The following is a 26,814-nucleotide window of genomic DNA, read 5'->3' as shown; positions in this document are numbered from 1 at the left end:
TTGAATGCCGTAGTTGTGCGTTGGCATAAAACTAGCTGAAAAAAACTAGTTAAATGCAATAAGCCCATTGTAGCAAACCGGATGTGGCGATAGGGCACTAGTATGCAGTCCTTCCAAATAAACGGCAGGACTTACGCAAATTTGCTTTAACGGCGCGGCGCTTCTCTGCCGTATGACGACTCACTTCGTACGAGCATACCGACTACTTCTGTAGGTTGGTGTACCGCGTTCCCGAAATAATTTCGCATGAGTCCTCCACCTAAATGGCGTAAATCATCCATTTAGGCGAGACCGCATGCATCAATCTTGCGCGTTTATTGCAGTGTCATTACAACAACGCACCGGTATCGGTATGCCGCTCCACCGAATCTGCCAGCGATGTTTCACCCTTGTCATAAAAATCGAATACCGCATCGACAATCAGAGCAGGATCATCAATTACCTGAATCAGATCGAGATCTTTTTCGCCAATCATGCCAGTGGTGACCAATTGCGCGCGGAACCAGTCTAATAGACCCGCCCAAAATTCACTGCCGACCAAAATGATCGGAATGTGTCGACATTTACCGGTTTGAATCAACGTCAGCACTTCGGTTAATTCATCCATCGTGCCGAAGCCACCCGGTAATACGATGTAGGCATCCGCATGGCGTACGAAGGCAACTTTACGCGCAAAAAAGTGACGGAAACTTAATGAGATATCCTGCCATTTATTACTGCTTTGTTCATGCGGTAACTCAATGTTTAGGCCGATTGAGGGGGATTTTCCTTCGAAAGCCCCACGGTTAGCCGCCTCCATCAAGCCCGGTCCGCCACCGGAAATGACGGCGAAACCTGCATCTGAAAATCGTCGCGCAATGTCAGAGCAAAGCGCGTAATACGGGTTATCCTCTTTAATCCGTGCAGAGCCGAAGATCGAAATAGCCGGATGTAACTCCGACAGGCGTTCGGTCGACTCGATAAACTCTGCCATAATTGTGAACATATGCCATGATTCGCGCGCCTTCTTGGAAGTAGCGCGTTCGATGTCCGTCACTTGCCGCAAACGCGGCACATTCTTTCCGTTTGATTCCATATGCAAAAAACCCTGCTGTTAGTTGATGGTTCCAGTTACCTTTATCGGGCGTTCCATGCGTTGCCTGACATGCGCAATGCCGCCAATGAGCCAACCGGCGCGTTGTACGGCATTTTAAATATGCTTCGCCGTTTACGTCTTGATTACCCTGCAGCTTACATTGCCTGTGTCTTCGACGCAAAAGGGAAAACGTTTCGGGACGATATGTATGCCGATTACAAGGCTACACGCGCTTCAATGCCGGAAGATCTAGTTAAACAGATTACGCCTATTCACGCCGCTGTGCGCGCAATGGGTTGGCCTATTTTGATGGTAGAGGGCGTTGAGGCCGACGATGTCATCGGTACCTTGACTGTGCAAGCCGTTTTGCATGGCATGACCGCAGTGGTGTCGACTGGCGATAAAGATCTGGCCCAGCTGGTGAATCAGCATGTGACGTTGATCAATACCATGAACAACGAAAAGCTCGATCCGCCAGGCGTGATTGCCAAATTCGGTGTGCCGCCAGAGCGGATCGTCGATTATCTGACCTTAATCGGCGATACGGTCGATAACATTCCTGGTGTCTCCAAAGTGGGGCCGAAAACAGCGGTGAAATGGCTGGCGCAATACGACACGGTAGACCAGGTTATCGCCAATGCGGCCAACATCGGCGGCGCAGTTGGCGAAAATCTGCGCAAGGCCATTGACTGGCTGCCACAAGCTAAAGCGCTGGTCACGGTCAAGACTGATTGCGATCTCAGCGAGCATATGGGGACATTTCCAGAGTCGTTGGTCGTATTGCCGCAAGATAATGCAACATTAATCGATATTTATACGCGCTACAATTTTAAGACCTGGCTGCGCGAGGTGAGCAGTTTAAACGGTAGCGTAGCAATCAATGGCACAGCGTCCGAAGAAAACACGTTGACGCCGAAAAATACTGAAAAAGCTGGCATTATCGGCAGCGTTATCGCCGCTGTGGAAGATCTGGTCCAGAGCAGCTTATTTCCAGACCTCGCAACAAATTACGAAACAGTCGCGACCGAGCAGCAGCTCGATCATTGGCTGGCAGTGATTAACGCTGCTGAATATACTTCTGTCGATACCGAAACAACTTCCCTCGAACCGATGACCGCGCAATTGGTTGGTATTTCGCTGAGTTGTATCGCTGGTGTTGCCGCTTATATTCCGGTGGCGCATCGCTCGCAAGATGGACCGCAGCAGTTATCGCGGGATTTTGTGCTGGCAAAAATGAAGGCTTGGCTGGAAGATCCTAGCAAGAAAAAAATCGGGCAAAATTTAAAATACGACAGCCATATTTTTGCCAATCATGGAGTGACCTTGCGCGGCATCGCGCACGACACCATGCTTGAATCATACGTGTTTGAATCGCACCGGCCGCATGACATGGATAGCATGGCTTTGCGTCATCTTGGTCATAAAACTATCACGTTTCAAGAAGTGTGCGGAAAAGGCGCATCGCAAATTTGTTTCGATGAAGTCGAGATTGCACGGGCGACTGAATACGCCGCTGAAGACGCCGACGTTACTTTGCGCCTCCATCAAACGATGTGGCCGCATATCGAAGGCGATACAAATCTGCGCTTTATTTACGAAAAAATTGAAGTTCCCACCGCTGTTGTCTTGCAGAAAATCGAACGCAATGGTGTCTTGATCGACGCCGGTTTGCTAGGAACGCAGTCAAACGAATTAGGCAAACGCATGCTGGATATCGAGCAGCAGGCGTATGTATTGGCTGGTCAGCCATTCAATCTGAATTCGCCGAAACAATTGGGTGAAATTTTCTTTGAAAAACTCCAATTGCCGATAGTCAAAAAGACGCCTTCCGGCGCGCCTTCGACCGATGAGGAAGTATTGCAAAAATTGGCTGAGGATTATCCGCTGCCGAAGATTTTGCTCGACTATCGCAGCCTGTCGAAATTGAAGTCCACCTATACCGACAAATTGCCGAAAATGGTCAATCAGACCACCGGACGCGTCCATACTAATTATGCGCAGGCAGTCGCGGTCACGGGGCGATTAGCTTCTAATGATCCGAATTTACAAAACATTCCGATCCGCACCGCTGAAGGGCGGCGTATCCGTGAAGCGTTTGTCGCGCCGGAGAATAGCGTCATCGTCTCTGCCGATTATTCGCAAATTGAGCTGCGCATCATGGCGCATATTTCCGGCGATGAAAACATGTTGCGGGCGTTTGCGGATGGCGAGGATATTCACCGCGCCACGGCTGCAGAAATTTTTAGCACGACGCCGAAGGATGTCACCAGCGAGCAGCGTCGCTATGCCAAAGTGATTAACTTCGGTTTGATATACGGGATGAGCGCTTTCGGTTTAGCCGGTAATCTTGGTATCGAGCGGGGTGCCGCGCAGATGTATATCGAAAAATATTTCCTGCGGTTTTCGGGTGTCAAACAGTTTATGGATGACACCCGTTTGCAAGCTAAGGCGCAAGGTTACGTCGAAACGGTATTTGGGCGTCGTTTGTGGCTGCCGGAAATTAACTCACCTAACGGTCCGCGCAGACAGGGCGCGGAGCGTGCGGCGATTAATGCGCCGATGCAAGGCACGGCGGCCGACTTGATAAAACTATCGATGATTGCTGTGCAGGATTGGCTCGAAACGCAGAAGCTGGGATCAAAGATGGTCATGCAAGTGCACGATGAATTGGTGTTGGAAGTACCGCAAGACGAGTTGGAGCTGGTGCGTCAAAAGCTGCCGGAATTAATGGCTGGCGTGGCAACTTTACGCGTGCCATTGATTGCAGAAGTTGGCGTAGGAAAAAATTGGGATGAGGCACATTAATTCTGACGAAATTTTGTAAAATTTGAGACGTTTATCCTTTTGTTTTAACCATTTTGAGGAAAATACGAATGCCTAATTTCAAAGATGATTTCGATAGTCTGGTGGGAAAAACGCGTTTGACCGAAGACCTTAATCGCAGGACTTTTATGAAGGCCGCTTTAGGCACGGGTTTTGCCGCCGCAGTCCTGCCAGTCTGTGCCCAAACCGTCATCAAGACTGATACGGTCGGCCTTACCGCTGGCTCGCTTGAGGTGCAAATGAATGGCTTGACGGTGCCAGTGTATCGGGCGCAACCGGAAGGCAAAACCAATCTGCCAGTTGTGTTGGTGATTTCTGAAATTTTCGGCGTACATGAGCATATTGCTGATGTCGCACGGCGTTTTGCAAAGTTCGGCTATCTGGCAATTGCACCTGATTTGTTTGCGCGTCAGGGCAATCCAGCGGCATTTTCCTCTATCGCTGAGTTACAGAAAGAAGTAGTTTCAAAAGTCCCGGACGATCAGATTATGGGCGATCTGGATGCGTGTGTGGCATGGGCCAAAGCGAATGGCGGAAATATCGATAAGCTGGCAATTAACGGATTTTGCTGGGGCGGTCGGGTGACTTGGCTTTACTGCGGCCACAATCCAAAAGTGAAAGCGGGCGCGGCTTGGTATGGTCGTCTTATCGGCGAAAAAAGCGCACTTAATCCTCTGCAACCGATTGATATTACACCGACTTTGAAAGTGCCTGTTTTGGGCTTGTACGGCGGCAAGGATGAAGGTATTACGCAGGATAGCATCCAGCAAATGAAGGCAGCATTAGCCAAAGGCAGCAACAAGTCGATTTTCGTGGTGTATCCAAATTCGGGCCATGCTTTTAATGCGGATTATCGGCCGAGTTACGTTGAAGCAGACGCCAAGGATGGCTGGAAGCGCACGATAGACTGGTTTAAGACTCACGGCGTAAGTTAAGAAGAATATCCGACGGTGATTGCCGTCGATGGTGAAAGTAGTGCAAAAAAATGCGCAGACGGTTGTGATAACAACGGTCTGCGTTTTTTTTTGTCTCGGCTATAGAGACGCGAAGCGAAGTGTTATGCGCCGGTAGCAACCGGGCGGCTGGTGTCTGCGCACCATTCGCTCCATGATCCGGGATACAGCGCCGCGCCATGCAGCCCGGCGATTTCTAGCGCCAGCAAATTATGACAAGCGGTGACGCCCGAACCGCATTGCATGATGGCGTTTTGTGATGCGCTGATGATGTTATTGAATTCTTCATGCAACTGATGGCCGGGTTTAAAGCGTCCATCAGCTTGCAGATTGTCTTTGAAGAAGCGATTTTTTGCACCCGGGATGTGGCCGCCGATAGGATCGATAGTCTCGTTTTCTCCACGGAAGCGGTCCGGCGCACGAGCATCGACCACAATGCGTTGCTGACTGGTCAGGTTATTCAACACGTCATGGGCATCGACCTGCGTAACCAATGATGGCCGGGCGTTGATATTGCCGACGGTTGGCGCTGGCACGTCAGTCGACAGTGCTTGCCCTTCTGCTTGCCACATTGCCAGTCCGCCATCTAAAACTGCAACAGACGCGTGGCCGATTGATCGTAACAACCACCATAATCTTGCCGCAAACATGCCTCCGTGCGCATCGTAAGCAACGACTTGCGTGTCGTCGTTAATTCCCATGTTGCGTAAGGTAACAATTAGGGCATCTTGCTCCGGTAACGGATGGCGACCTTTGAAGGTCCCGTCGGCGGCTTGCTTGGCACCGGATAAATCTTGATCAAGATGGGCGAAATGCGCACGCGGAATATGACCGGCAGCGTAAGCTGCGCGACCAGCATCCGGCGCGGCCAGGTCATGACGGCAATCGACGATAACCCACTTTGGGTCTTGAGCATTCTGCAGCAGATTGGCCGCTGAAATCAGTGTGGTGTAAGGATGTTTGTTGGGCATAGCGATCTCCGGTAATTCGTGCGGTAGCAGTAATTCGATTGTACCCAAGGTTGCTTTATTACGGGTACTTTAGCGAGTAGTCTGGCTGCAGCGAGAGTCGAAGGGAGATAGGCGCAACGGACTCTACGACTAGTCCAGAAGTATTGCGCCAGAGGAGGGTCGATTTTTAACTGTGCCGTAGCGGCGAAGGACGCTTACAGTGTGATTTGACTGCGATACCATTCATGGAAGTGCTGCATGCCATCTTCCATCGGCGATTGATACGGTCCAACTTCATTGGTGCCGCGGTCCATCAGAATGCGACGACCTGCATCCATACGTAGCGCAATTTCGTCGTCCTCTACGCAGGTTTCCATGTAGGCGGCGCGCTCGGCTTCGACCATTTCGCGCTCAAACAGGGCGATTTCTTCCGGATAATAGAACTCAACCACATTGGTGGTTTTTTGCGGGCCGCGTGGCCACAAAGTGGAGACGACCAGCACGTGTGGATACCACTCAACCATGATGTTGGGATACAAAGTCAGCCAGATTGCGCCAAATTTAGGTGGTTGTCCGTTGTTAAACTTGAGAACCTGTTCTTGCCATTTTTGGTACGCCGGTGAGCCGGATTTGGCCAAGCCATGATTGACGCCCACGGTCTGTACGCTGTAATGCTTGCTGAATTCCCAATTTAAGTCATCGCAACTGACAAAGCTGCCTAAACCCGGATGGAATGGTTCAACGTGGTAATCCTCCAGATAAACCTCAATAAAGGTCTTCCAGTTGTAATCGCATTCATGGACTTCGACGTGGTCAAACAAATAGTTGCTGAAATCGAGATCTTTGGCGACGCCCAGATTTTGTAGTTTTTCGCCGACATTGAAGCCGTTTTGCTCAAATAGCAAACCATTCCAGCTTTGTAACGGGGTTTGGGACAGATTCATGCACGGCGTTTCGCCGAAATGCGGCGCGCCAATCAGCTCGCCCTTGAGATCATAGGTCCAGCGATGGAGGGGGCAGACGATGTTGCGCGCGTGGCCGCGACCATCCAGCATTTTTGCTTGGCGATGGCGACAGACGTTAGAAACCAGCGCGATCCCCTCGGGGTTGCGCACTAACATGCGGCCTTCATTTTCAGATGCCAGCGTAGCGTAATCGCCTACGTTGGGCACCATCAATGCATGACCGGCGTAACGCGGACCATGTTGAAATAGTTGCTGGATTTCGCGTTTTAACAGTGTTTCGTCAAAGTAAACGTCAACCGGAAGTTGCGCTTCAGACCGCGCCAGCTTGGCAAAAATAGCCAGATCGGACATTCCCGTCCCCCAAATTAATCTGCACCAACCTAAGAGAGAAAGAATCCGCAAAAACCTGTGTTCAAATAAATGAAACGGAAATTTTGGACATAACCCGTGATTATGCCATAACCCTAGTGTGTTTTTTTCATTTAACTATAAATTAAGCGCGATGGTGCGCACTTCTAGAAAGGACGGTGCGTCAAATACATTATCGAGACTAGATTGCCCTTTGTATGCGGATGCATTGCGGCGTGCACAAGGGTTTAGTGTTGCCGTTTTGCTTCGGCGTTATCTGCATTTTTAACTGATTTCGCTATAGTTTATTTCGCAACGAATTAATAAAGCGACTATCAGAAATTCAACGGTTTATACCTGTTTGCACTAAAATAGCGGACTACACTATCGCACCGTCTCTATCTTCGACGTTCGTTTGCTCACCCGCAGTCAGTTGTTGCGTCCGCCGTTCTGGCGGCGGCGTTGGCGCAAGTCAATGCGGATGGCGAGCAAGCACGCCAAGGGGTGACGGTTGCGCAACATTATTTTGAACAGGTTCTATACAAAACTATGGCAAAAAACACACTTTCTGCCAATCAGCCGGCTTCATTTGAACAGGCAATGGCTGAATTGGAGCAACTTGTTGCGCAGATGGAAGCTGGCGAATTGCCATTGGAAGCCTCCGTTGCCGCCTATAAACGCGGCTCGGAGCTGGTGAAGTTTTGTGCTGTACAACTCGATAAAGTCGACAGTCAGGTCAAAGTGCTGGAAGGTGACATGTTGAAGCCCTTTGTTACTGCCCCGGATTCGGACGGAATTATCGAATGACGCAAGAAATGACGCAGCACATCAACGCAATTGACGACAATCTTGTGGCGCCAGTGACATTTGGCGTCTGGATGCAGCATGTTCAAACGACAATGGAAGCCGCATTGTCCGCATTTTTGCCAGCGGCTGACATCGTCCCGACGCGGCTGCATGAAGCCATGCGTTACGCTGTGCTTGACGGCGGTAAACGCGTGCGGCCGCTGTTGGTATTTGCAGCCGGTGAATTGTTTGATGCGCCTGTTGCCATGCTGCAACGGTCCGCGGCAGCGGTGGAGATGATCCACGCGTATTCGCTCGTGCATGACGATATGCCGTGTATGGATGATGATGCGTTACGGCGCGGTAAGCCGACTGTGCATGTGCAGTTTGATGAGGCGACTGCGTTGCTAGTCGGCGATGCGCTGCAATCGCAGGCATTTGTAGTGTTATCGGCGAGTGTCGAGGACGCTGATGGTATCGCGGTCGACATTGCGCCTTTACGCCAAATTGCGATGCTGCGTTTGTTGGCGCAGGCTTCTGGCGCTGCTGGCATGTGCGGTGGTCAGGCGATTGATCTCGACAGCGTCGGCTTGCATTTGTCTTTGGATGCGCTTGAATTGATGCATCGACTAAAAACTGGCGCGTTATTGCGCGCCTCTGTGCTGCTGGGAGCGATCAGTGGCAAGACATTATCCTTGGCGGAAACCAACGCGCTGGAGACTTACTCAACAGCGATTGGATTAGCGTTTCAAGTGGTCGACGATATCCTCGATGCGACTGCTGATTCGGCAACCCTCGGCAAAACAGCGGGCAAAGATGCCGCAGACAATAAACCGACCTATGTTTCGATTCTGGGTTTGCCCGAATCGCAGGCATTGGCGGAAAAATTGCGCAATGACGCTCACGCGGCGGTTGCGCCCTTTGGTGATAAAGCACGTCGTCTGCGTGAATTGGCAGATTTGATTGTGCAGCGGAAAGCTTAAGCCCCATGAATTTACTTAATAAAATAAACAGCCCGGCAGATTTGCGCCTGCTTTCGCGTGCGCAACTGAAACCGCTGGCAGACGAACTGCGCGAATTTGTCATTGATTCTGTGTCGCAAACGGGCGGTCATTTGTCGTCTAATTTGGGAACTGTTGAGCTGACAATTGCGTTGCATTACGTTTTTAATACGCCTGAAGATCGCGTCGTCTGGGATGTTGGTCATCAAACTTATCCGCACAAAATCCTGACAGGTCGGCGTGATCAGATGAAAACCTTGCGTCAGTTTGAGGGAATTTCCGGATTTCCACGGCGTGACGAGAGCGAATACGATACGTTCGGTACTGCTCACTCATCGACATCGATTTCAGCGGCGCTGGGGATGGCGCTAGCCGCCAAGACTAAAGGTGAGGATCGGCATGCCATCGCGGTAATTGGTGATGGTGCCATGACCGCCGGGATGGTATTCGAGGCGATGAATAATGCCGGTGTGTATGAAGATATCAATTTGCTGGTGATTTTGAATGACAACGATATGTCGATTTCGCCGCCGGTTGGCGCGCTGAATCGCTATCTCGCGCGGTTGATGTCTGGCCAGTTTTACGCCAAGGCGAAGAATGTCGGCAAGTCGATGCTGCCTGCGCCGGTATTGCAATTGGCTAAGCGTTTTGAAGAGCACGCTAAAGGCATGGTAGTGCCAGCTACGATGTTTGAGGAATTGGGCTTTAACTATATTGGTCCGATTGATGGACATGATCTGGAGTCGTTGATTCCTACGATGCAGAATTTGAAGCATCTTAAAGGTCCGCAGTTCTTGCACGTCGTGACGAAAAAAGGGCAGGGCTATAAGTTGGCGGAAGCTGATCCTGTGCTGTATCACGGTCCGGGGAAATTTAATCCTGCTGAGGGGATTAAGCCGGCCACTTCTAGCAAGATGACTTATACGCAGGTGTTTGGCGATTGGTTATGCGATATGGCTGCGCAGGACGATAAGCTGATCGGGATTACGCCAGCGATGGGCGGTGGTTCTGGATTGGTGGAGTTTGAGCAGCGTTTTCCGGATCGTTATTACGATGTTGGGATTGCGGAGCAGCACGCGGTGACGTTTGCTGCGGGATTAGCTTGTGAGGGTTTAAAGCCGGTAGTGGCGATTTACTCTACCTTTTTGCAGCGGGCTTATGATCAGTTGATTCATGATGTGGCGTTGCAGAATTTGGATGTGACGTTTGCGCTGGATCGGGCTGGATTGGTTGGTGCGGATGGCGCTACACATGCTGGGAATTACGATATTGCATATTTGCGTTGTATTCCGAATATGGTGGTGATGGCGGCTTCTGATGAGAATGAATGTCGTCAGATGTTGACTACTGCTTATCATTATAAAGGCCCGGCTGCTGTGCGATATCCGCGCGGCGGCGGTGTTGGGGCGGTGATTGATAAGGAGCTTGTTGGGCTACCTTTGGGTAAGGGGGAAGTCCGACGTGTGGGTAAGGGTGTGGCGATTTTGGCGTTTGGTACGATGGTTGCTCCTAGCTTGGGGGCTGGTGATGCGTTGAATGCTACGGTTGCTAATATGCGCTTTGTTAAGCCGTTGGATGTGGGGCTGTTGTTGGAGTTGGCGGCGTCGCATGATGCGCTGGTCACCGTTGAGGAAGGTTCGATTATGGGCGGCGCGGGGGCTGCTGTGGCGGAGGCGTTGGCTGCTGCCGGGTGTGTTAAGCCGTTGTTGAATTTGGGGCTGCCGGATCGGTTTATTGATCATGGGGATGCTGGGCAGTTGTTGGCTATGTGTGGGTTGAATGCTGAGGGGATTGCGGCGAGTGTTCGGCAGAGGTTTGGTAGGGATTTTGTTGTGGGTGAGGGGGCGGTATAAGGTTGTTGTTCGGTTTTCGTTATTCAACGGAGTTTGTGCTCCGTGATGGCTTTATCGGGGGCGGCCCGACAGCCGGTTACTTTCTTTTGCTTCGGCTCGGCGCCCCCGCTAAAAGAAAGTAACCCAAGAAAAGGCGACCGCAGGTATCGCTGCTCCGGGTTCCCAAATTTCTTAGCTGTCCCTCGGGTCGAAAGACCAACTCGCCTTCGGCTCAAACATGTCTTCCGACACTCTCCGAGTGACAGCTAAGAAATTTGGCCGCGCTACATGACGGGGTAGGTCAACTTCAAAAGTAACTGCAACTGTGGCTGCGCCTTTAATTCATAGGCTGCAGCCTTTTTGCATTTGGGTTGTTTTATTTTGTAAAAATGGTTGGGGTTTTACACGTCGGTGCGTCGGCTGTTTTTCCAGAGTACGTCGCTGCCGCCGTCTAATCTATTTAGTACCCGCGATAAGACGAATAACAAGTCTGATAGCCGGTTGACGTATTGTCTTACGGGGACGTTCACGGTTTCGGTTTTGCCTAGGGAGATGATGCTGCGTTCGGCGCGGCGGCATACTGTTCGGCAGACGTGGGTCAGCGCTGCGGTGCGGGCGCCGCCGGGTAGGATGAATTCTTTTAGTGGCGGCAGGTCGGTGTTGTATTTTTCTAGTAGTGTGTCTAGCCGGGCTACTTGGGCTTCGTTGATTAGTACGTAGCCGGGGATGCATAATTCGCCGCCCAGGTCGAATAAATCATGCTGGATTGTTAGCAAGTCTTCTCGTAACGATGCTGGTAGCTCCTCGCATAGCAACACTCCCAGGTGGGAGTTTAATTCGTCTACGTCGCCGATTGCGTGGATGCGCAGGCTGTCTTTTTCGGTGCGGCTGCCGTCGCCCAGGCCGGTGCTGCCGTTGTCGCCGGTGCGGGTGGCTATTTTTGAGAGTCGGTTGCCCATGGTTTCTTCTTTATTGAGTGTGGGTGGTGGAAGCCCTACTGTACACCAGCAGCGCTTTAGCGCCTTAAATTCCGGGTGATTCCCTGTAATTCTCAGTGGGGAGTAAAATCTCACCAAACGGAGACCTTTCATGAATCATATAGTTAATATGGCTACCTTAAAAAAGCCGCTGCCTGAAGCCTTGCTGGATGCGCTGAAGTCGTTATTCGGCGATCGTTTATCTACTACGCAGGCTATGCGTGAGCATCATGGTAGTGACGAATCTTCTTACGATCCTATGCTGCCCGATGCGGTGGTTTTTGCTGAATCTACTGAAGAAGTTGCGGCTACTGTCAAGCTTTGCAGCGACTTCCAAATACCTGTTATTCCTTATGGTTCGGGGACATCTCTTGAGGGCCATATATTGGCGCTGCAAGGCGGTATTTCGATCGATTTGTCGCGTATGAATCGGTTGCTGGCGGTGCATCCGGAGGATATGACTGCTACTGTACAAGCCGGTGTGACGCGCAAGCAGATCAATCATGAGATCAAGGATAGCGGCTTGTTTTTCCCGATCGATCCGGGTGCTGATGCATCGTTGGGCGGAATGGCGGCGACGCGGGCCTCGGGCACCAATGCGGTGCGTTACGGAACGATGCGTGAGAACACGCTGGCGCTGACCGTGGTGACTTCCGACGGTCGGATTATCAAGACTGGCACGCGGGCTAAAAAATCTTCGGCTGGTTACGATCTGACGCGTATTTTTGTTGGTAGTGAAGGGACGCTCGGGATTATTACCGAAGTGACTGTGCGGCTTTATCCGCAGCCCGAGGCTATTTCTGCTGCGGTTTGTTCATTCGATAGTATTGCCGATGCGGTCAACGCGGTGATTCAGATTATTCAGCTGGGTGTGCCGATTGCGCGCGTTGAGTTTCTCGATGAAAACAGCGTCAAGGCGATTAATGCTAACGCTAAGTTGGGTTTGCCGGAAAAGCCGCTATTGCTGTTTGAATTCCACGGTAGCGATAACGGCGTGAAGGAACAGGCAGAAGTGGTGCAGGCGGTGGTCGATGAACATCATGCGACCGGCTTTGAATGGGCCACGCAGCCCGAAGATCGGTCTCGTTTATGGGCGGCACGGCATAATGCTTATTTCTCCTTGCTGCAGTTGCGTCCCGGTGCTCGTGCTATTTCTACTGACTGCTGTGTGCCCATCTCACGCCTTGCCGAGTGTATGCTGACGACCAAGGCCGATTGCGATGCGCATGGCATTATTTATTCGATTCTTGGGCACGTTGGCGATGGTAATTTCCACGTGCAAATGCTGGTCGATCCAGATAATCAGGATGAAATTGCTTGTGCTGAGGGTGTTAATGCACGGATGGTGGCGCTGGCGATTTCGATGGATGGGACTTGCACCGGCGAGCACGGCGTCGGTTTGCACAAAATGGATTTTCTGATTGCTGAGCATGGCGCTGGCGCGATTGAAACCATGCGTGCGTTGAAGCACGCTTTTGATCCAAAAAACATCATGAATCCAGGAAAAATCATCCGTTGGTAACCCAGAAAAATGGCACTATTTTTTGCGTTTCTCTTCAGAAAATACGCTAGAACTGCGCAGCAGTATGGGAGACTTTACACATTTAATGGGGCATAATCTGACTGCAAAAATATGCAATACGTTAATCACTTTCAAAAATGCTAAATAAGACTTCCATCGCGACGCGATTACCACCGGTGCATGCGCTTTCCGCATTTGAGGCGGCGGCCCGGCATAACTCTTTTGCACTTGCTGCAGACGAGTTATGTATCACGCCGTCGGCGTTGTCGCACCGGATTCGTCTGTTGGAGGATTTTGTCGGTGAACGCCTTTTCAGCCGAGATGGCCGTACCGTCAACTTGTCAGAGTTTGGTCGTCGTTATCTGGATGTGGTGCGTAACGCATTGCGTACTTTGATTGAATTTCCGATGCCGCATCGTGGCGCACAAGCGCAGCCGCGTATCAAAATAACGGTGCCGCCCACTTTTGCGCGACATTTGCTGATTCCCTATCTTGGTAGCTTTATCGCCGAATATCCGGACATTGTGGTCGAGATATTTATGTCGGTGCCGCTGTACGATCTAAGCCTGTCCGAAAGCGACGTTGAAGTCCGCTTTGGTGCAGGAAAGTATCCCAATACCACCACCGAAAAACTATTTGAAGAGCCTGCGTTCGCCGTTGCCACGCCGGGTTATCTGAGTCAGATTGGCGGTATAAAAACACCGGCAGAGTTGCGCAAAGCGACGTTATTGCGCTCGGCACTAGAGCCGTGGCAGCCGTGGTTTGAGGCCGCTGGTCTGGATTGGCCGGAGCCATCGTCGGGTTTGCGGGCCGATGATCTGGGTTTGCTGCTTGAGTTAATTCGAAATGGCTACGGCGTAGGTCTGACGCGCAAACATTTCGCCCAAAAAATGATCGCCGATGGTGAGCTGGTACAGCTATTCGATATCAGTCTGACTTCGCCGCCGCATGCTTACTATCTGGTCTACGAACAAAAGCCCTACGAACGTCCGGAAGTGACGATTTTTATTGCCTGGATGAAAAAAACCTTTAACAAGCTTTAGGCCCAATTACGTCGGTGAGCAACCAATGCCGCCCGACGTAGCGAGCAAGTGAAAACATTTCACCATAGTTGCCTAAGCTTTTCAGCCGCAAAAAGCCATTTAAGCAGCCTTTTATAATGGCAACTCGCTATACTTCCCAGCATGTAACAACTGTTCTGTTTGAGAAGGCTCTGCCCCTTTTTTTTTGCCCTCAGCGCAGAATGCAGTCCTTAGCTAAGTCCTTGTTGCTCCCAAGTCAGCTTTCAACTTAGTCCTCACACTGCGCCAATCCGCACAAAAACGTCGCATAGGATGCACATGAACGCCCCCGAAAAGTCTCTAGAAGCACCTGCTTTCACCGCCGAACGTCAGCGCCAGGTGGCTGCGGCATTACGCGCTGTTTTGCCGCCGCACGCAGTATTGTTCAATGAAGAAGATACGCGGCCCTATGAATGTGACGGTCTGGCCGCATACAGGCAGTTGCCGATGGTGGTGGCCTTGCCCGAAAACGAGGATCAGGTTGTAGCAGTCCTTAACATTTGCCGTGGTCTGAACGTGCCGATCGTGCCGCGTGGCGCAGGTACGGGTCTGTCTGGCGGCGCAATGCCGATTGCCGACGGCGTCGTGGTATCGACGGCGAAGCTGAATCGTATCGTTAAAATGGATCTCTATTCACGCACTGCGGTGGTCCAGCCCGGTGTACGAAATCTGGCTATTTCGGACGCCGCCGCTATTCACGGTTTGTATTACGCGCCCGATCCTTCCTCGCAGATCGCCTGCACCATCGGCGGCAACGTTGCCGAAAATTCAGGCGGCGTGCATTGTCTTAAGTATGGCCTGACCGTGCATAACGTCATGCGCGTGAGGATGGTCACGATTGATGGCGATATTGTTGAGCTTGGTGGCGGCGTTGGTGGCGCATTAGATGCACCGGGGCTGGATTTGCTGGCCGTCTTCGTGGGTTCAGAAGGCATGCTGGGGATTGTTACAGAAGTCACCGTCAAGCTCATTCCAAAGCCGCAACTGGCACGCGTCATTATGGCGTCGTTTGATGACGTCGTAAAAAGCGGCAACGCGGTGGCCAATGTTATCGCAGCAGGGATTATCCCGGCGGGTTTGGAAATGATGGATAAAACCAGCTCACGCATGGTTGAACCGTTCGTCAAAGCCGGTTATGACACTGATGCTGCGGCGATCTTATTGTGCGAGTCGGATGGCACAAACGAAGAAGTCGAAGAAGAAATCGGCCGCATGAAGGCGGTATTCGAAGCCAGTGGCGCGACGCGGATTGAAGTATCGCAATCGGAAGCCGAGCGGCTGCGGTTTTGGTCTGGCCGCAAGAACGCATTCCCGGCGGCGGGGCGTATTTCGCCTGATTATTATTGTATGGACGGCACCATTCCGCGTAAAAATTTAGCCCAGGTTTTACTGCGCATCGAAGAGATGGAAGGCAAGCATGGTTTGCGTTGCGCGAACGTATTTCATGCCGGTGATGGCAATCTGCATCCCCTGATTTTATTCGATGCCAACGTGCCGGGCGAATTCCATCGGGCCGAAGCTTTTGGCGCTGAGATTCTGGAATTATGCGTCGAAGTCGGCGGCACCATTACGGGTGAGCACGGCGTCGGAATCGAAAAAATCAACTCAATGTGCGTGCAGTTTTCAGTGCTCGAACGTGAGGCGTTTTTTGGGGTGAAACGGGCCTTCGATACGGCATTTTTATTGAATCCTGATAAGGCAATTCCGACCTTGCAGCGCTGCGCGGAATACGGAAAAATGCATGTCCAGCGTGGGCAGTTAAAATTTCCGGATTTGCCAAGATTCTAAATATCAGCGCAGTGCGCTCTGAACAATAAAGAGACAAAACCAGATGATGGACGAGCAACAATTCAAGGATCAAATTCTTTCGGCAAGCAGCAGTGGCAGCGCGTTACAGATTCGCGGCGGCGGCACCAAAGATTGGTACGGTCAGGCACCGCAAGGCGCGCTACTCGATACGCGTGCGCATAGCGGCATCATTGACTATGAACCGACAGAACTGGTGATCACCGCACGGTGCGGCACGCCATTGGCAGAGATCGAAGCAGCGCTGGCAGAGCGCAATCAATGCTTCGCTTTTGAACCGCCCCATTTTGGCGCCAGCGCGACAGTGGGCGGCATGGTCGCCAGCGGCTTATCCGGTCCTTCACGGCAGGCAGTCGGAGGACTGCGGGACTTCGTATTAGGCGTCGTCATGATGGACGGCAAAGGCGATGTTTTGCGCTTTGGCGGACAAGTGATGAAGAACGTCGCCGGTTATGACGTTTCGCGCTTACTAACCGGGTCGCTCGGTACGCTTGGTTTGTTGCTTGAAGTATCGGTAAAAGTGTTGCCGCTCCCGATCGCGGTCAGCAGCCGCCGTTTTGCGGTAGCTGAAACTGAAGCGCTACGTTGGTTGAATGAGTGGGGCGGTCAACCGCTGCCGATTTCAGCCAGTTGCTGGTGCGATGGCGTGCTAACAGTACGATTATCCGGCGCGCAAGCAGCGGTCAGTGCAGCGGAGAAAAAATTGGGCGGCGATGCCGTGCCAGACGCGGATGCTTTTTGGCGCAGCGTGCGTGAACAGACGCATGCATTTTTTGCCTCGGGATCGGAAATTTGGCGATTGTCTGTCCCTTCGGTGACCGCAATAACGTCGTCGTTGGGATTGTCAGGCACGACGTTGGTTGAGTGGGGCGGGGCGCAACGCTGGCTCATCCCCGATGCGGATGCTGCGGCTGATCCGCTCAAAATCCGTGCAGCAGTCAGCGCGGTCGGCGGCCACGCAACTTTGTATCGATCCGGGGATAAAAGTGTTGGCGTATTTCATCCTTTAGCACCAGCAGTTGCGCGGATTCATCACAATTTGAAAGCGACATTTGATCCCGCGGGTGTTTTTAATCCGGGACGGATGTACCCCGGATTGTAAGCGCGATGCACGCACCGTTTGAAGGCCCAACACTGCTTCACAGGATTCTATGCAAACTAATTTAGCCCCATTTATTAAAGATACCCGCGAAGGCCAGGAAGCCGAGGCGATCTTACGCGCTTGCGTGCATTGCGGATTTTGTACTGCCACCTGCCCCACTTATCAATTGCTAGGCGATGAGCTGGATGGCCCGCGCGGGCGGATTTATCTGATCAAACAAGTGTTGGAAGGCCAGCCCGCCACCACGAAAACGCAGCTACATCTGGATCGCTGCCTGACTTGCCGCAATTGTGAGTCAACCTGTCCTTCTGGCGTGGAGTATGGCCGCTTGCTGGATATCGGCCGCAAAGTGGTCGACGATCAGGTCCCACGATCATTGGAGCAGCGCATCACGCGCAATGCATTGAAACAGCTCTTGCCGCGTCAATGGCTGTTTAGACCGGCGTTTAAAACCGGACAAGCGCTGCGCTCCTGGTTGCCGCAAAAACTGAAAGATAAATTGCCGCCAAAACAGGTGGCCGGACAATGGCCGCAACGCCAGCATGCACGCAAAATGCTGTTGCTGGATGGGTGCGTACAACCTGCAATGGCCCCGAATATTAATAGCGCCACCGCACGCGTGTTGGACGCGCTGGACGTTCAGCTACTGATTGCGCCTAAGGCTGGCTGTTGTGGTGCGATTCGTTATCATCTGAATGATCAAGAGGGCGGTCTGGATGATATGCGTCGCAATATCGATGCATGGTGGCCTTATGTTGATGGCAGCAACGGACAGAAAATCGACGCAATCGTTATGACTGCGTCCGGTTGCGGTGTCACGGTCAAAGAATACGGGCATTTGCTGGCGGGCGATGCTGCCTATGCAGAAAAAGCGCATAAAATCTCTGCGCTAACCCGTGATTTGAGTGAAATTTTGCCGGCGCTGGAAGCCACTTTACTGGCTAAACTCAAAGGCAAAATTAACCAGCGCGTCGTCTATCATCCGCCTTGTACTTTGCAGCATGGACAGCAGATACGCGGCAAAGTTGAGGGCGTATTGCGTAACGCCGGGGTGGACGTGCAATTATGCGCGGATAGCCATTTGTGTTGCGGTTCGGCGGGGACGTATTCAGTGCTGCAACCGGAACTCTCGCATCAGTTGCGTGACAATAAATTGCGCAACTTGCAGGCGACCAAGCCGGATATGATCGTCTCTGCGAATATTGGATGCCTGACCCATTTACAGTCGGGCACTGCCACACCTGTAAAACATTGGATTGAGTTGCTGGACTCTGCGCTGCAACAACCATCCTTGTAATAACGTCAGCATTTCAGCCCAGGAAGCCACCTGTTATTAGCGGCTTCCTGGGCCTTTATAAGAAGTCGAGCGTCGTTCGATCGCTCCATTACTCCATTACCCCATTCCTCCCCGCCTAAGCTAATCCGTTTTCAGCGCTTTTCTTTACAGCGCATATTTTTCTTTCCATTTTTCAATCATTTATCGCATTTAAATACTGACGCTACACGTTAATTACGCGCAGTGCAGTAACTTAAATGAAGCTGTCGCACCGACGCATATTTATATCTATTATTAAGAGAAGATTTATCTATCTTTAATGCCGGATTATTCTGTATTACAAAATATTGCTATCGCACAATTACTTTTAATTGGTATAAATAAGTTTGAATGTTCGAATTCGAACAATATAATTTCGAATATTAATATTTAATGATCGTTGCAATCATTTTTAGTGTTATTTGCAATGATATCGATACAAGCGTTATCAACATGAGAGGAACATTGTGTCAGCAGGTGAAATGTTTGATTTATTAGTAGTAGGCGGCGGTATCAACGGCGCCGGTATTGCACGCGATGCTGCCGGGCGAGGTTTAAGCGTGTTGCTTTGCGAACAGGACGATCTGGCTGCGCATACTTCATCCGCCAGCACAAAGCTGATCCACGGCGGTCTGCGCTATCTGGAGCATTACGAATTCAGTCTGGTGCGCAAGGCGTTGAAAGAGCGTGAAGTATTACTGCGTCTGGCTCCGCATATTATTTCGCCATTGCGCTTTGTGATGCCGCATGTTGCTGGTGTACGACCGGCCTGGATGATCCGTGCGGGTTTGTTTTTGTACGACCATCTTAGCAAGCGCGAAATATTGCCGGGTTCTCGCGGTATCGATTTTCGGACGCATGTCGCTGGCACCCCATTGAAGAAATCGTTGAAGAAAGGTTTTGTCTATTCCGATGCCGCCGTGCAGGATGCGCGTCTGGTCGTGCTGAACGCGATGGATGCGAAAGAACGGGGCGCGACTATTTTGACAAAAATGCAATTGATTTCAGCGAAGCAGGGGGCGCAACAATGGGATGCGACTTTACGCTCAACGATCACTGGCGAGACCATGCAAGTCAATGCGCGTTGCGTCGTCAATGCGGGAGGCCCATGGGTTGGTAGCCTGCTCAGCGGCGCACTAAACACTTCAGCGCAGCATCATATTCGTCTGGTGAAGGGCAGCCACATTGTCACGAAACGCCTGTTCGATCATGATCACGCCTACATTTTTCAAAATCCGGATAAACGCATCGTTTTCGCGATTCCGTATGAAAATGATTTCACCGTCATTGGCACGACAGACGTGGAATACAGCGGCGATCCTGCCAAGGTAGATATTTCGGAAGAGGAAACGGCCTATTTATGCGAATCGGTAAATCGTTATTTCGATATTCCTGTGACACCGTCGCAAGTGGTCTGGTCTTGGTCAGGGGTACGTCCATTGCTGGAGGAAGAAGTTGCTAATCCATCGGCAGTAACGCGTGACTATCGTTTGGAATTAACGGTGGAGAAAAATCTGGCACCGGTACTGTCCGTATTTGGTGGAAAAATTACGACCTACCGGCGACTGGCAGAAGAAGCGATGGAAAAGCTGCAACCGTTGTTTCCTGAGATGAAGGCCGAAGATTGGACAGCGCATGCGCCGCTGCCGGGCGGCGATATGGAAAATGCCGATTTCGCCAGCTTTTTAAAGCACTTTCAGCAGCGTTATGGCTGGCTGCCAGCCGCAACAGCAAAGCGCTATGCCCACGCCTACGGTACTCGTGCGGCGATGTTTCTAGACGGTTTTCACAGTGCTTCTGATTTGGGTGAGTTGTTTGGTGCCGATCTGTATGAGGCCGAAGTACGCTATTTGGTGCGCCATGAATGGGCGCTGACCGCAGAGGACATTATCTGGCGTCGTTCAAAGTTGGGATTATGCCTCGATAGAATGGCGGTGGCGCGATTAAGCTCTTGGTTGCATCGATGGAATAGCTTGAAAGTAAGCAATATCCGCGAATTATCGGACACAGCTAACAATTCTCTGTGATAACAATCATGATGCGTGAAGGCGTATCGAAACCCTTGGAGTCGGCAAGTTGAAAGACAAATACATATTATCCCTTGATCAGGGCACTACTAGTTCGCGTGCGATTCTGTTTGATCGGCAGGGCAATATCGTGTCGTCCGCACAAAAAGAATTCCATCAAATCTATCCGCAGCCGGGATGGGTTGAGCATGATCCACAAGAAATCTGGTCGACCCAGGTTGGGGTGGCCGCCGAAGCTACTACCAATATCGGTCTTAACGGTTCGTCGATTGCCGCCATCGGGATTACTAATCAGCGTGAAACGACGATAGTCTGGGATCGCGAAACCGGTAAAGCTATTTACAACGCGATTGTCTGGCAAGACCGTCGCACGGCGTCATTTTGCGATGATCTGAAAAGTCGCGGATTGGCAGAGACCATCCGTGAAAAAACCGGCTTGCTTGTGGACTCTTATTTTTCCGGAACAAAAATACGCTGGATTTTAGACAACGTCGAAGGCGCACAAGAAATGGCTGATCAAGGTCGCCTAGCTTTCGGTACCGTTGACACCTGGCTGGTCTGGAATTTAACGGCCAGCCGATTGCATATCACCGATGTGTCCAATGCCTCGCGCACGATGTTATTCAATATTCATACGCTGGATTGGGATGACGAATTACTTGCGATTATGGGGGTGCCACGCAGCATGTTGCCAGCGGTCAAGTCATCCAGTGAAGTGTATGGCTACACCGAAGAAAATGGGATTCCGATAGCCGGTATTGCAGGCGATCAGCAGGCAGCATTGTTTGGGCAAATGTGTACCGAGCCGGGGATGGTCAAGAATACCTATGGCACCGGTTGCTTTATGGTGATGAACACCGGCACGACGCCTATCGTCTCAAAAAATAATTTGCTGACGACCATCGCCTGGAAGATCGGGGATGAGGTGCAGTACGCGTTGGAGGGCAGTATTTTTATCGGTGGCGCGGTGGTCCAATGGCTGCGAGATGGTCTGGGCATTATTAAAGAGTCGAGCGAAGTTGAAAGCCTGGCGCGCAGCGTCAAAAATACCGATGGCGTCTATTTGGTCCCAGCGTTTGCAGGTTTAGGCGCGCCGCACTGGAATCCGAATGCGCGTGGCACCGTGTTTGGCGTCACGCGCGGCACTACTTCAGCGCATTATGCCCGCGCAGCGTTAGACAGTATTGCCTATCAGACGATGGATGTGCTGAAAGCGATGGAGGCTGACTCTGGCATTATTATTTCTGAATTGCGGGTCGACGGTGGCGCGACGGCAAATAATTTACTGATGCAATTTCAGTCCGACATTTTAGGCGTTGATGTGGTCAGGCCAAAAGTCACGGAAACCACCGCCTTGGGCGCTGCCTATCTGGCCGGTCTTGCTGTCGGTTATTGGAGCAGCACCGAAGATGTCCGCGGCCAATGGCAACTAGATCGCCGCTTTCATCCAGACCTGCCCGCCGCAGAGGTCAAAGCCAATATCAAGGGCTGGCAGCGGGCTATTGTCGCCGCCACCGCCTGGGCTGACGATAAGGCCTAAGTCACGTTTATTCCTGTGATTACCATTGCTCGCTATTTATAGCGATGGTTTGACACGTCTGTTGTCTGGCCGACTACTGAAAGATTTGAAATATGCATCCGTTGTTAGGTGAGTTTGTAGGAACCACTCTGGTGGTTCTGTTGGGAAATGGCGTTGTCGCGAATGTGATTCTAAATAAGACCAAAGGCCATAACGGCGGGTTGATCGTCATTACAGTTGGGTGGGCAATGGCGGTATTTGTGGGCGTTTTTACGGTGGCATCAGCAAGCGGAGCGCATCTTAATCCGGCGGTGACTGTGGCGTTAGCAGTTGCCGGTAAGTTCGCATGGTCTGACGTGTCGGGTTATGTCGCAGTCCAAATGCTCGGCGGCATGATGGGCGCATTTTTGGTGTGGTTAGTTTATCGTAAGCACTTTGAGCAAACGCCATGCGGCGATACCAAACTGGCAGTATTTTGCACCGCACCGGCGATACGGAACATTTTCGGTAATTTGGTGTCCGAGGTGATCGGTACATTTGTTTTGGTGTGCGGCGTGTTAAGTATCGCGTCGCCAAAATATGGTTTAGGCGCGCTGGATGCACTGCCGGTAGCGCTGCTGGTAATGAGTATCGGCGTGTCGTTGGGAGGCACTACCGGGTATGCGATTAATCCTGCCCGTGATTTGGGGCCTCGCTTGATGCACGCGCTGCTGCCGATTCCAGGCAAACGCGACAGTGATTGGGGTTACGCTTTTGTGCCGGTTGTCGGTTCGCTTCTTGGTGGCACATTGGCCGCGCTGCTATACGTTTTTCAGGCAGTATGACGCGACCGTTTTTCCGGATATCTCCGCAGTACTTTGACGCAGCCCTGAGGCTGCGTTTTTTTTAGGCAGAAAGCAATTTTTCGATATCGCCGCTCAGTGATTCCGGCTTGGTCTGCGGCGCGTAACGATCAAACACAGTGCCGTCTTTGTTGATCAGGAATTTCGTAAAATTCCATTTGATGCCTTCAATGCCTAACAAGCCCGGCGCGGCATTTTTAAGATATTGATAGAGCGGCGCGGCTTGCTCACCATTGACATTGATTTTGGCAAATAAAGGAAAGTTGACGCCGTAATTTTTTTCACAAAAGGCGCCAATTTCTTCCGCGTTTCCTGGTTCTTGTGCGCCGAACTGATTGCACGGAAAGCCAAGCACTTCAAATCCCTGAGCACGGTATTTGTTATAAATTTCTTCCAGCCCTTTGTATTGCGGCGTGAAACCGCAGTTACTCGCGGTATTGACGATCAGTACCACTTTGCCGCGATATTCGCTCAAAGTAGTCGGTGTGCCATCCAATCGCTCAACAGTGAAATTGTAGATATTGGCGGTGTCAGTTGCGTTCGTTGTATTCGTCTGGTTGCTCATAGTATCCCCAAATGTTCAGTACCAGCAGACAGATTGCGTGTGCTGGCATCTTTGCTATTCAGCTTGATGGCAAGCCGAAGATCGTTGACTGAGTCGGCATTGCGCAATGCGTCTTCGTAAGTAATTTTATCGGCGTCGAATAAATCAAACAAAGCCTGATCAAACGTTTGCATCCCAAGTTCGCGTGATTTTTTCATCAGCTCTTTGATTTCATGCACATCGCCTTTGAAAATCAAATCGGATATCAGCGGAGAATTTAACAAGACTTCGACCGCAACGCAGCGCCCTTTGGTCGCTTTGAGAGGGATCAAACGTTGCGATACGACCGCTTTCAAATTCAATGAAAGATCCATCAATAATTGCGTACGTCTTTCTTCTGGAAAGAAGTTAATGATCCGGTCTAGCGCCTGATTGGCATTGTTTGCGTGCAGCGTTGCCAAGCATAAATGACCGGTTTCGGCGAAAGCAATTGCATAGTCCATCGCTTCGCGGTCGCGGATTTCACCGATTAAGATGACATCCGGCGCTTGGCGCAAAGTATTCTTCAGGGCGATTCCCCAGCTCTCTGTATCGACGCCGATTTCGCGCTGGGTAACTATGCAGTTTTTATGCGGATGCACATATTCGACCGGATCTTCGAGCGTAATAATGTGGCCGTAACTGTTTGCATTCCGATGCCCGATCATCGCGGCTAAAGTGGTCGATTTGCCCGATCCGGTAGCGCCCACCATGATCACCAGGCCGCGCTTGGTCATCGAGATTTCTTTTAGCGTGTCTGGCAAGCCAAGTTCGTCAAAATTTGGGATTTCGGTAGTAATTGTGCGTAACACCAGCCCGATTCGCCCTTGCTGAACAAATGCCGAGACCCGAAATCGCCCACCGCCACCGGGATTGATTGCAAAGTTGGATTCTTTTGTGGCCTCAAATTCGGCCGCTTGCTTGTCGTTCATGATAGCGCGCGCCAATTCAATGGTGTGCGCAGCGGTCAGTGGCTGATTTGATACCGGCGTAATTTTTCCATCGATTTTGAATGCGGGTGGAAAATCTGCTGTGATAAAAAGATCTGAACCGCGCTTACTGACCATTAAGCGCAATAAGTCGTGCATGAATTTTGTAGCCTGATCACGTTCCATGATGTTTCCTGACCTAGTCGAGAGTGGCTATTAAGAACTATATTTGATCTTACTGCGCAACCAGGATCGGTGCGCAGGCGCTATTGGTGTTCCAGCTTGTTATCGCCATACTGACCGCCATGTATACGGCAGAGTCATAACAATAGATGCAGGTTTTTTGCGCTGAGCTTTATCTCTAATGACTAGGTCAGTGTAGCTGAGACTACGAACGCTGACCTGGTTTTAGGCTTGTTAGCCTGGGAAGTTATCTGGCGTTTTGGCCGCGGCACGTGCAGTTGCGACGGAAATAATATTGCGTTTCACCAGCTCAGTCAGGTTGCTGTCTAATGTCTGCATGCCAACATTGCTGCTGGTTTGTATCGTTGAATACATTTGGGCGATTTTGCTATCCCGAATCAAACTGCGGATAGCCGGGGTTCCCAACATAATTTCGTGCGCTGCTACGCGTCCGGTGCCGTCTTTTGTCTTCAACAATGTTTGCGAAATGACGGCTTGCAATGATTCTGACAGCATCGCCCTCACCATTTCTTTTTCTTCACCTGGAAACACGTCGACGATACGGTCGATGGTTTTTGCTGCGGAAGAGGTATGCAGTGTGCCGAATACCAGATGTCCGGTTTCAGCCGCCGTCAACGCCAATCGTATAGTTTCCAGATCGCGTAGTTCGCCCACCAAAATCACATCCGGATCTTCCCGCAATGCCGAACGTAACGCATTGTCGAAGGAATGGGTATGCGGACCGACTTCACGTTGATTAATCAGGCATTTATTGGATTGATGGACAAATTCAATAGGGTCTTCAATCGTCAGAATATGCGCATATTCATTTTCATTGACGTGATTTACCATCGCTGCCAGCGTGGTTGATTTGCCTGAGCCGGTTGGGCCGGTCACCAATACCAGACCGCGCGGTTTTAGCGCTAATTCAGTAAAAATACGCGGCGTGTTGAGTTGTTCCAGTGTCAGAATTTTAGACGGGATGGTCCGCATGACCGCTGCTGCTCCGCGATCCTGATTAAAGGCATTCACCCGAAATCGCGCCAATCCTGGAATTTCAAATGAAAAATCGCATTCGAGATTTTCTTCGTAAATCTTGCGCTGACCGTCATTCATGATGTCATAAATCATGTCGTGCACAGCTTTGTGATCCAGCGGCGGCAGATTAATACGGCGGACATCGCCATTTACCCGAATCATCGGTGGTAGACCAGCAGATAAATGCAAGTCGGAAGCCTTGTTCTTGACCGAAAAGGCCAGAAGTTCGGTAATGTCCATTTATAATCCCTGTGTTATTTTTGGTATGTGTCAGCAAAGCAGTGCAGGAAAAGCTAGCTGTACTGATCTCGCATTACATTTAAAGACGTGCTGAACTGTCATTTTAAAGCTAAAGCTCCTCCCTAGATTATGTTCTCAATCCCCGAAAAGTTGCAAGCTGTACACGAAATTATCGGCAACGCCACGGCAATGGCGTCGCGTCCGGCAGACAGTGTCAAGCTATTGGCCGTATCCAAAACCTTTGGCGCGGATGCAGTATTGGCCGCAGCGGAGGCTGGTCAGCGCGCTTTTGGCGAAAATTACTTGCAAGAAGCGTTGGATAAGATGATTGCGGTCAAGGCCGCCCGAGCTGCTTTTCCCACAGCAGATGGGATTGAATGGCATTTCATCGGGCCAATTCAAAGTAATAAGACCAAAGCGATTGCCGAGCATTTCGATTGGGTGCATACGATAGAACGCGAAAAAATCGCGCAACGCCTGTCTGATCAGCGGCCACCGGAATTGCCTCCCTTAAATGTCTGTTTACAGGTGAATATCAGTGGCGAGGCTAGCAAAAGCGGCGTCGCCCCCGATCAGGCGCTGGCTGTAGCGCAAATAATCGCGGTGTTGCCACGTTTGACGTTGCGCGGTTTGATGGCGATCCCGGAACCGACTGCCGACGTGACGCAGCAACGGGCAGCATTCAGGCAGGTTAGAGAGTTATTTTTAAAATTGCAACAAAATGGATTGGCGCTGGATACTTTGTCGATGGGAATGTCGGCCGACATGGACGCGGCGATTGCAGAGGGCGCGACGATTGTGCGTATCGGCAGCGCTATTTTTGGAAAACGGGATTACTCCTGAGAGGATTTTGCGATTGTTGGCGATGGCTGCTAAGTATTTTGCTTAAATCGCCGCAGCAAATTTAATCCTATTATTTACAGATAACATTTCACCG

The 26,814-nt window shown here is 51.1% G+C and carries 21 protein-coding genes; 14 read left to right on the top strand and 7 right to left on the bottom strand.

The genetic code is table 11. The annotated features are described in order from the left end of the window. Nucleotides 1–328: 328 nt before the first annotated feature. Complete coding sequence (locus C7W93_RS12855; protein ID WP_108440362.1) at nt 329–1,075, bottom strand: TIGR00730 family Rossman fold protein; 747 nt, start codon at nt 1,073–1,075, stop codon at nt 329–331. Between C7W93_RS12855 and polA the strand changes: the two genes are divergently transcribed. Both polA and C7W93_RS12845 read left to right on the top strand, forming a co-directional pair. Beyond that, entirely contained in the window at nt 1,076–3,880 is a 2,805-nt protein-coding gene (polA, locus tag C7W93_RS12850; protein WP_108440361.1) for a DNA polymerase I, read from the top strand. 68 nt (nt 3,881–3,948) lie between these two features. Continuing rightward, nucleotides 3,949–4,833, top strand: a complete 885-nt coding sequence (locus C7W93_RS12845; protein WP_108440360.1) for a dienelactone hydrolase family protein — start codon at nt 3,949–3,951, stop codon at nt 4,831–4,833. Between the two features lie 122 nt (nt 4,834–4,955). Here C7W93_RS12845 and C7W93_RS12840 read toward each other — a convergent pair whose 3' ends face one another. Together C7W93_RS12840 and C7W93_RS12835 are read right to left on the bottom strand one after the other, a co-directional pair. Beyond that, nucleotides 4,956–5,822 carry a sulfurtransferase gene (locus tag C7W93_RS12840; RefSeq protein WP_108440359.1) on the bottom strand — a complete coding sequence of 289 codons (867 nt, stop codon included), beginning with the start codon at nt 5,820–5,822 and terminating at the stop codon, nt 4,956–4,958. Nucleotides 5,823–6,016: 194 nt separating this feature from the next. Next, nucleotides 6,017–7,117: an aromatic ring-hydroxylating dioxygenase subunit alpha gene (locus tag C7W93_RS12835; RefSeq protein WP_108440358.1), complete on the bottom strand. Its 1,101-nt coding sequence runs from the start codon at nt 7,115–7,117 to the stop codon at nt 6,017–6,019. Between the two features lie 546 nt (nt 7,118–7,663). On the opposite strand from C7W93_RS12835, the gene C7W93_RS12830 reads away from it, so the two are divergent. From C7W93_RS12830 to dxs, 3 genes are read left to right on the top strand one after another with little or no spacing between them, the layout of a single operon-like run. Further along, nucleotides 7,664–7,921 (top strand): exodeoxyribonuclease VII small subunit, encoded by a 258-nt coding sequence (locus tag C7W93_RS12830; RefSeq protein WP_108440657.1) that lies wholly within the window; start codon nt 7,664–7,666, stop codon nt 7,919–7,921. Nucleotides 7,922–7,929: 8 nt separating this feature from the next. After that, nucleotides 7,930–8,883, top strand: coding sequence for a farnesyl diphosphate synthase (locus C7W93_RS12825; protein ID WP_201747255.1), 954 nt, complete (start codon nt 7,930–7,932; stop codon nt 8,881–8,883). A 5-nt stretch (nt 8,884–8,888) separates the two neighbouring features. Further along, nucleotides 8,889–10,754 (top strand): 1-deoxy-D-xylulose-5-phosphate synthase, encoded by a 1,866-nt coding sequence (dxs, locus tag C7W93_RS12820; RefSeq protein WP_108440357.1) that lies wholly within the window; start codon nt 8,889–8,891, stop codon nt 10,752–10,754. A 380-nt stretch (nt 10,755–11,134) separates the two neighbouring features. On the opposite strand, the gene C7W93_RS12815 is transcribed toward dxs, so the two are convergent. Further along, a complete protein-coding gene (locus C7W93_RS12815) occupies nt 11,135–11,692 on the bottom strand; it encodes a cob(I)yrinic acid a,c-diamide adenosyltransferase (protein WP_108440356.1) in 558 nt (185 codons plus the stop codon). Nucleotides 11,693–11,822: 130 nt separating this feature from the next. Here C7W93_RS12815 and C7W93_RS12810 point away from each other — a divergent pair, with 130 nt between their 5' ends. The 8 genes from C7W93_RS12810 (at nt 11,823) to C7W93_RS12775 (ending at nt 22,886) form a co-directional block, all read left to right on the top strand. Further along, a complete protein-coding gene (locus tag C7W93_RS12810; RefSeq protein ID WP_108440355.1) occupies nt 11,823–13,232 on the top strand; it encodes an FAD-binding oxidoreductase in 1,410 nt (469 codons plus the stop codon). Nucleotides 13,233–13,387: 155 nt separating this feature from the next. Further along, the gene (locus tag C7W93_RS12805; protein WP_108440655.1) at nt 13,388–14,275 is read left to right on the top strand and encodes a LysR substrate-binding domain-containing protein; all 888 of its coding nucleotides are present in this window, start codon (nt 13,388–13,390) and stop codon (nt 14,273–14,275) included. 297 nt (nt 14,276–14,572) lie between these two features. Continuing rightward, complete coding sequence (locus tag C7W93_RS12800) at nt 14,573–16,081, top strand: FAD-linked oxidase C-terminal domain-containing protein (protein WP_108440354.1); 1,509 nt, start codon at nt 14,573–14,575, stop codon at nt 16,079–16,081. Nucleotides 16,082–16,124: 43 nt separating this feature from the next. Further along, entirely contained in the window at nt 16,125–17,201 is a 1,077-nt protein-coding gene (gene glcE, locus C7W93_RS12795; protein ID WP_370446432.1) for a glycolate oxidase subunit GlcE, read from the top strand. 49 nt (nt 17,202–17,250) lie between these two features. Further along, on the top strand, nt 17,251–18,498 hold the full coding sequence (gene glcF, locus C7W93_RS12790; RefSeq protein ID WP_108440353.1) for a glycolate oxidase subunit GlcF: 1,248 nt from the start codon (nt 17,251–17,253) through the stop codon (nt 18,496–18,498). 485 nt (nt 18,499–18,983) lie between these two features. Next, complete coding sequence (gene glpD, locus C7W93_RS12785) at nt 18,984–20,543, top strand: glycerol-3-phosphate dehydrogenase (protein ID WP_370446431.1); 1,560 nt, start codon at nt 18,984–18,986, stop codon at nt 20,541–20,543. A 49-nt stretch (nt 20,544–20,592) separates the two neighbouring features. Then, a complete protein-coding gene (gene glpK, locus C7W93_RS12780; protein ID WP_108440351.1) occupies nt 20,593–22,083 on the top strand; it encodes a glycerol kinase GlpK in 1,491 nt (496 codons plus the stop codon). A 92-nt stretch (nt 22,084–22,175) separates the two neighbouring features. After that, entirely contained in the window at nt 22,176–22,886 is a 711-nt protein-coding gene (locus C7W93_RS12775; RefSeq protein WP_108440350.1) for an MIP/aquaporin family protein, read from the top strand. A gap of 61 nt (nt 22,887–22,947) precedes the next feature. On the opposite strand, the gene C7W93_RS12770 is transcribed toward C7W93_RS12775, so the two are convergent. The 3 genes from C7W93_RS12770 to C7W93_RS12760 form a co-directional block, all read right to left on the bottom strand. Continuing rightward, a complete protein-coding gene (locus C7W93_RS12770) occupies nt 22,948–23,469 on the bottom strand; it encodes a glutathione peroxidase (protein WP_108440349.1) in 522 nt (173 codons plus the stop codon). Then, complete coding sequence (locus tag C7W93_RS12765; protein ID WP_108440348.1) at nt 23,466–24,602, bottom strand: PilT/PilU family type 4a pilus ATPase; 1,137 nt, start codon at nt 24,600–24,602, stop codon at nt 23,466–23,468. Before C7W93_RS12765 ends, C7W93_RS12770 begins: the two co-directional genes overlap by 4 nt. Nucleotides 24,603–24,833: 231 nt before the next feature. Beyond that, entirely contained in the window at nt 24,834–25,877 is a 1,044-nt protein-coding gene (locus C7W93_RS12760) for a type IV pilus twitching motility protein PilT (protein WP_108440347.1), read from the bottom strand. 129 nt (nt 25,878–26,006) lie between these two features. Between C7W93_RS12760 and C7W93_RS12755 the strand changes: the two genes are divergently transcribed. Continuing rightward, nucleotides 26,007–26,720, top strand: coding sequence for a YggS family pyridoxal phosphate-dependent enzyme (locus C7W93_RS12755; protein ID WP_108440346.1), 714 nt, complete (start codon nt 26,007–26,009; stop codon nt 26,718–26,720). Nucleotides 26,721–26,814: the final 94 nt, after the last annotated feature.

The sequence above is a fragment of the Glaciimonas sp. PCH181 genome (assembly GCF_003056055.1).
Classification (GTDB): domain Bacteria; phylum Pseudomonadota; class Gammaproteobacteria; order Burkholderiales; family Burkholderiaceae_D; genus Glaciimonas.
This window is presented reverse-complemented; position numbering and strand designations above follow the sequence as displayed.

Bases quoted from the DNA above. Each gene is read 5' to 3' on its own strand.
- C7W93_RS12855 (WP_108440362.1), bottom strand. From the start codon at position 1,075: ATGGAATCAAACGGAAAGAATGTGCCGCGTTTGCGGCAAGTGACGGAC.
- polA (WP_108440361.1), top strand. From the start codon at position 1,076: ATGCAAAAAACCCTGCTGTTAGTTGATGGTTCCAGTTACCTTTATCGG.
- C7W93_RS12845 (WP_108440360.1), top strand. From the start codon at position 3,949: ATGCCTAATTTCAAAGATGATTTCGATAGTCTGGTGGGAAAAACGCGT.
- C7W93_RS12840 (WP_108440359.1), bottom strand. From the start codon at position 5,822: ATGCCCAACAAACATCCTTACACCACACTGATTTCAGCGGCCAATCTG.
- C7W93_RS12835 (WP_108440358.1), bottom strand. From the start codon at position 7,117: ATGTCCGATCTGGCTATTTTTGCCAAGCTGGCGCGGTCTGAAGCGCAA.
- C7W93_RS12830 (WP_108440657.1), top strand. From the start codon at position 7,664: ATGGCAAAAAACACACTTTCTGCCAATCAGCCGGCTTCATTTGAACAG.
- C7W93_RS12825 (WP_201747255.1), top strand. From the start codon at position 7,930: ATGACGCAGCACATCAACGCAATTGACGACAATCTTGTGGCGCCAGTG.
- dxs (WP_108440357.1), top strand. From the start codon at position 8,889: ATGAATTTACTTAATAAAATAAACAGCCCGGCAGATTTGCGCCTGCTT.
- C7W93_RS12815 (WP_108440356.1), bottom strand. From the start codon at position 11,692: ATGGGCAACCGACTCTCAAAAATAGCCACCCGCACCGGCGACAACGGC.
- C7W93_RS12810 (WP_108440355.1), top strand. From the start codon at position 11,823: ATGAATCATATAGTTAATATGGCTACCTTAAAAAAGCCGCTGCCTGAA.
- C7W93_RS12800 (WP_108440354.1), top strand. From the start codon at position 14,573: ATGAACGCCCCCGAAAAGTCTCTAGAAGCACCTGCTTTCACCGCCGAA.
- glcE (WP_370446432.1), top strand. From the start codon at position 16,125: ATGATGGACGAGCAACAATTCAAGGATCAAATTCTTTCGGCAAGCAGC.
- glcF (WP_108440353.1), top strand. From the start codon at position 17,251: ATGCAAACTAATTTAGCCCCATTTATTAAAGATACCCGCGAAGGCCAG.
- C7W93_RS12775 (WP_108440350.1), top strand. From the start codon at position 22,176: ATGCATCCGTTGTTAGGTGAGTTTGTAGGAACCACTCTGGTGGTTCTG.
- C7W93_RS12770 (WP_108440349.1), bottom strand. From the start codon at position 23,469: ATGAGCAACCAGACGAATACAACGAACGCAACTGACACCGCCAATATC.
- C7W93_RS12765 (WP_108440348.1), bottom strand. From the start codon at position 24,602: ATGGAACGTGATCAGGCTACAAAATTCATGCACGACTTATTGCGCTTA.
- C7W93_RS12760 (WP_108440347.1), bottom strand. From the start codon at position 25,877: ATGGACATTACCGAACTTCTGGCCTTTTCGGTCAAGAACAAGGCTTCC.
- C7W93_RS12755 (WP_108440346.1), top strand. From the start codon at position 26,007: ATGTTCTCAATCCCCGAAAAGTTGCAAGCTGTACACGAAATTATCGGC.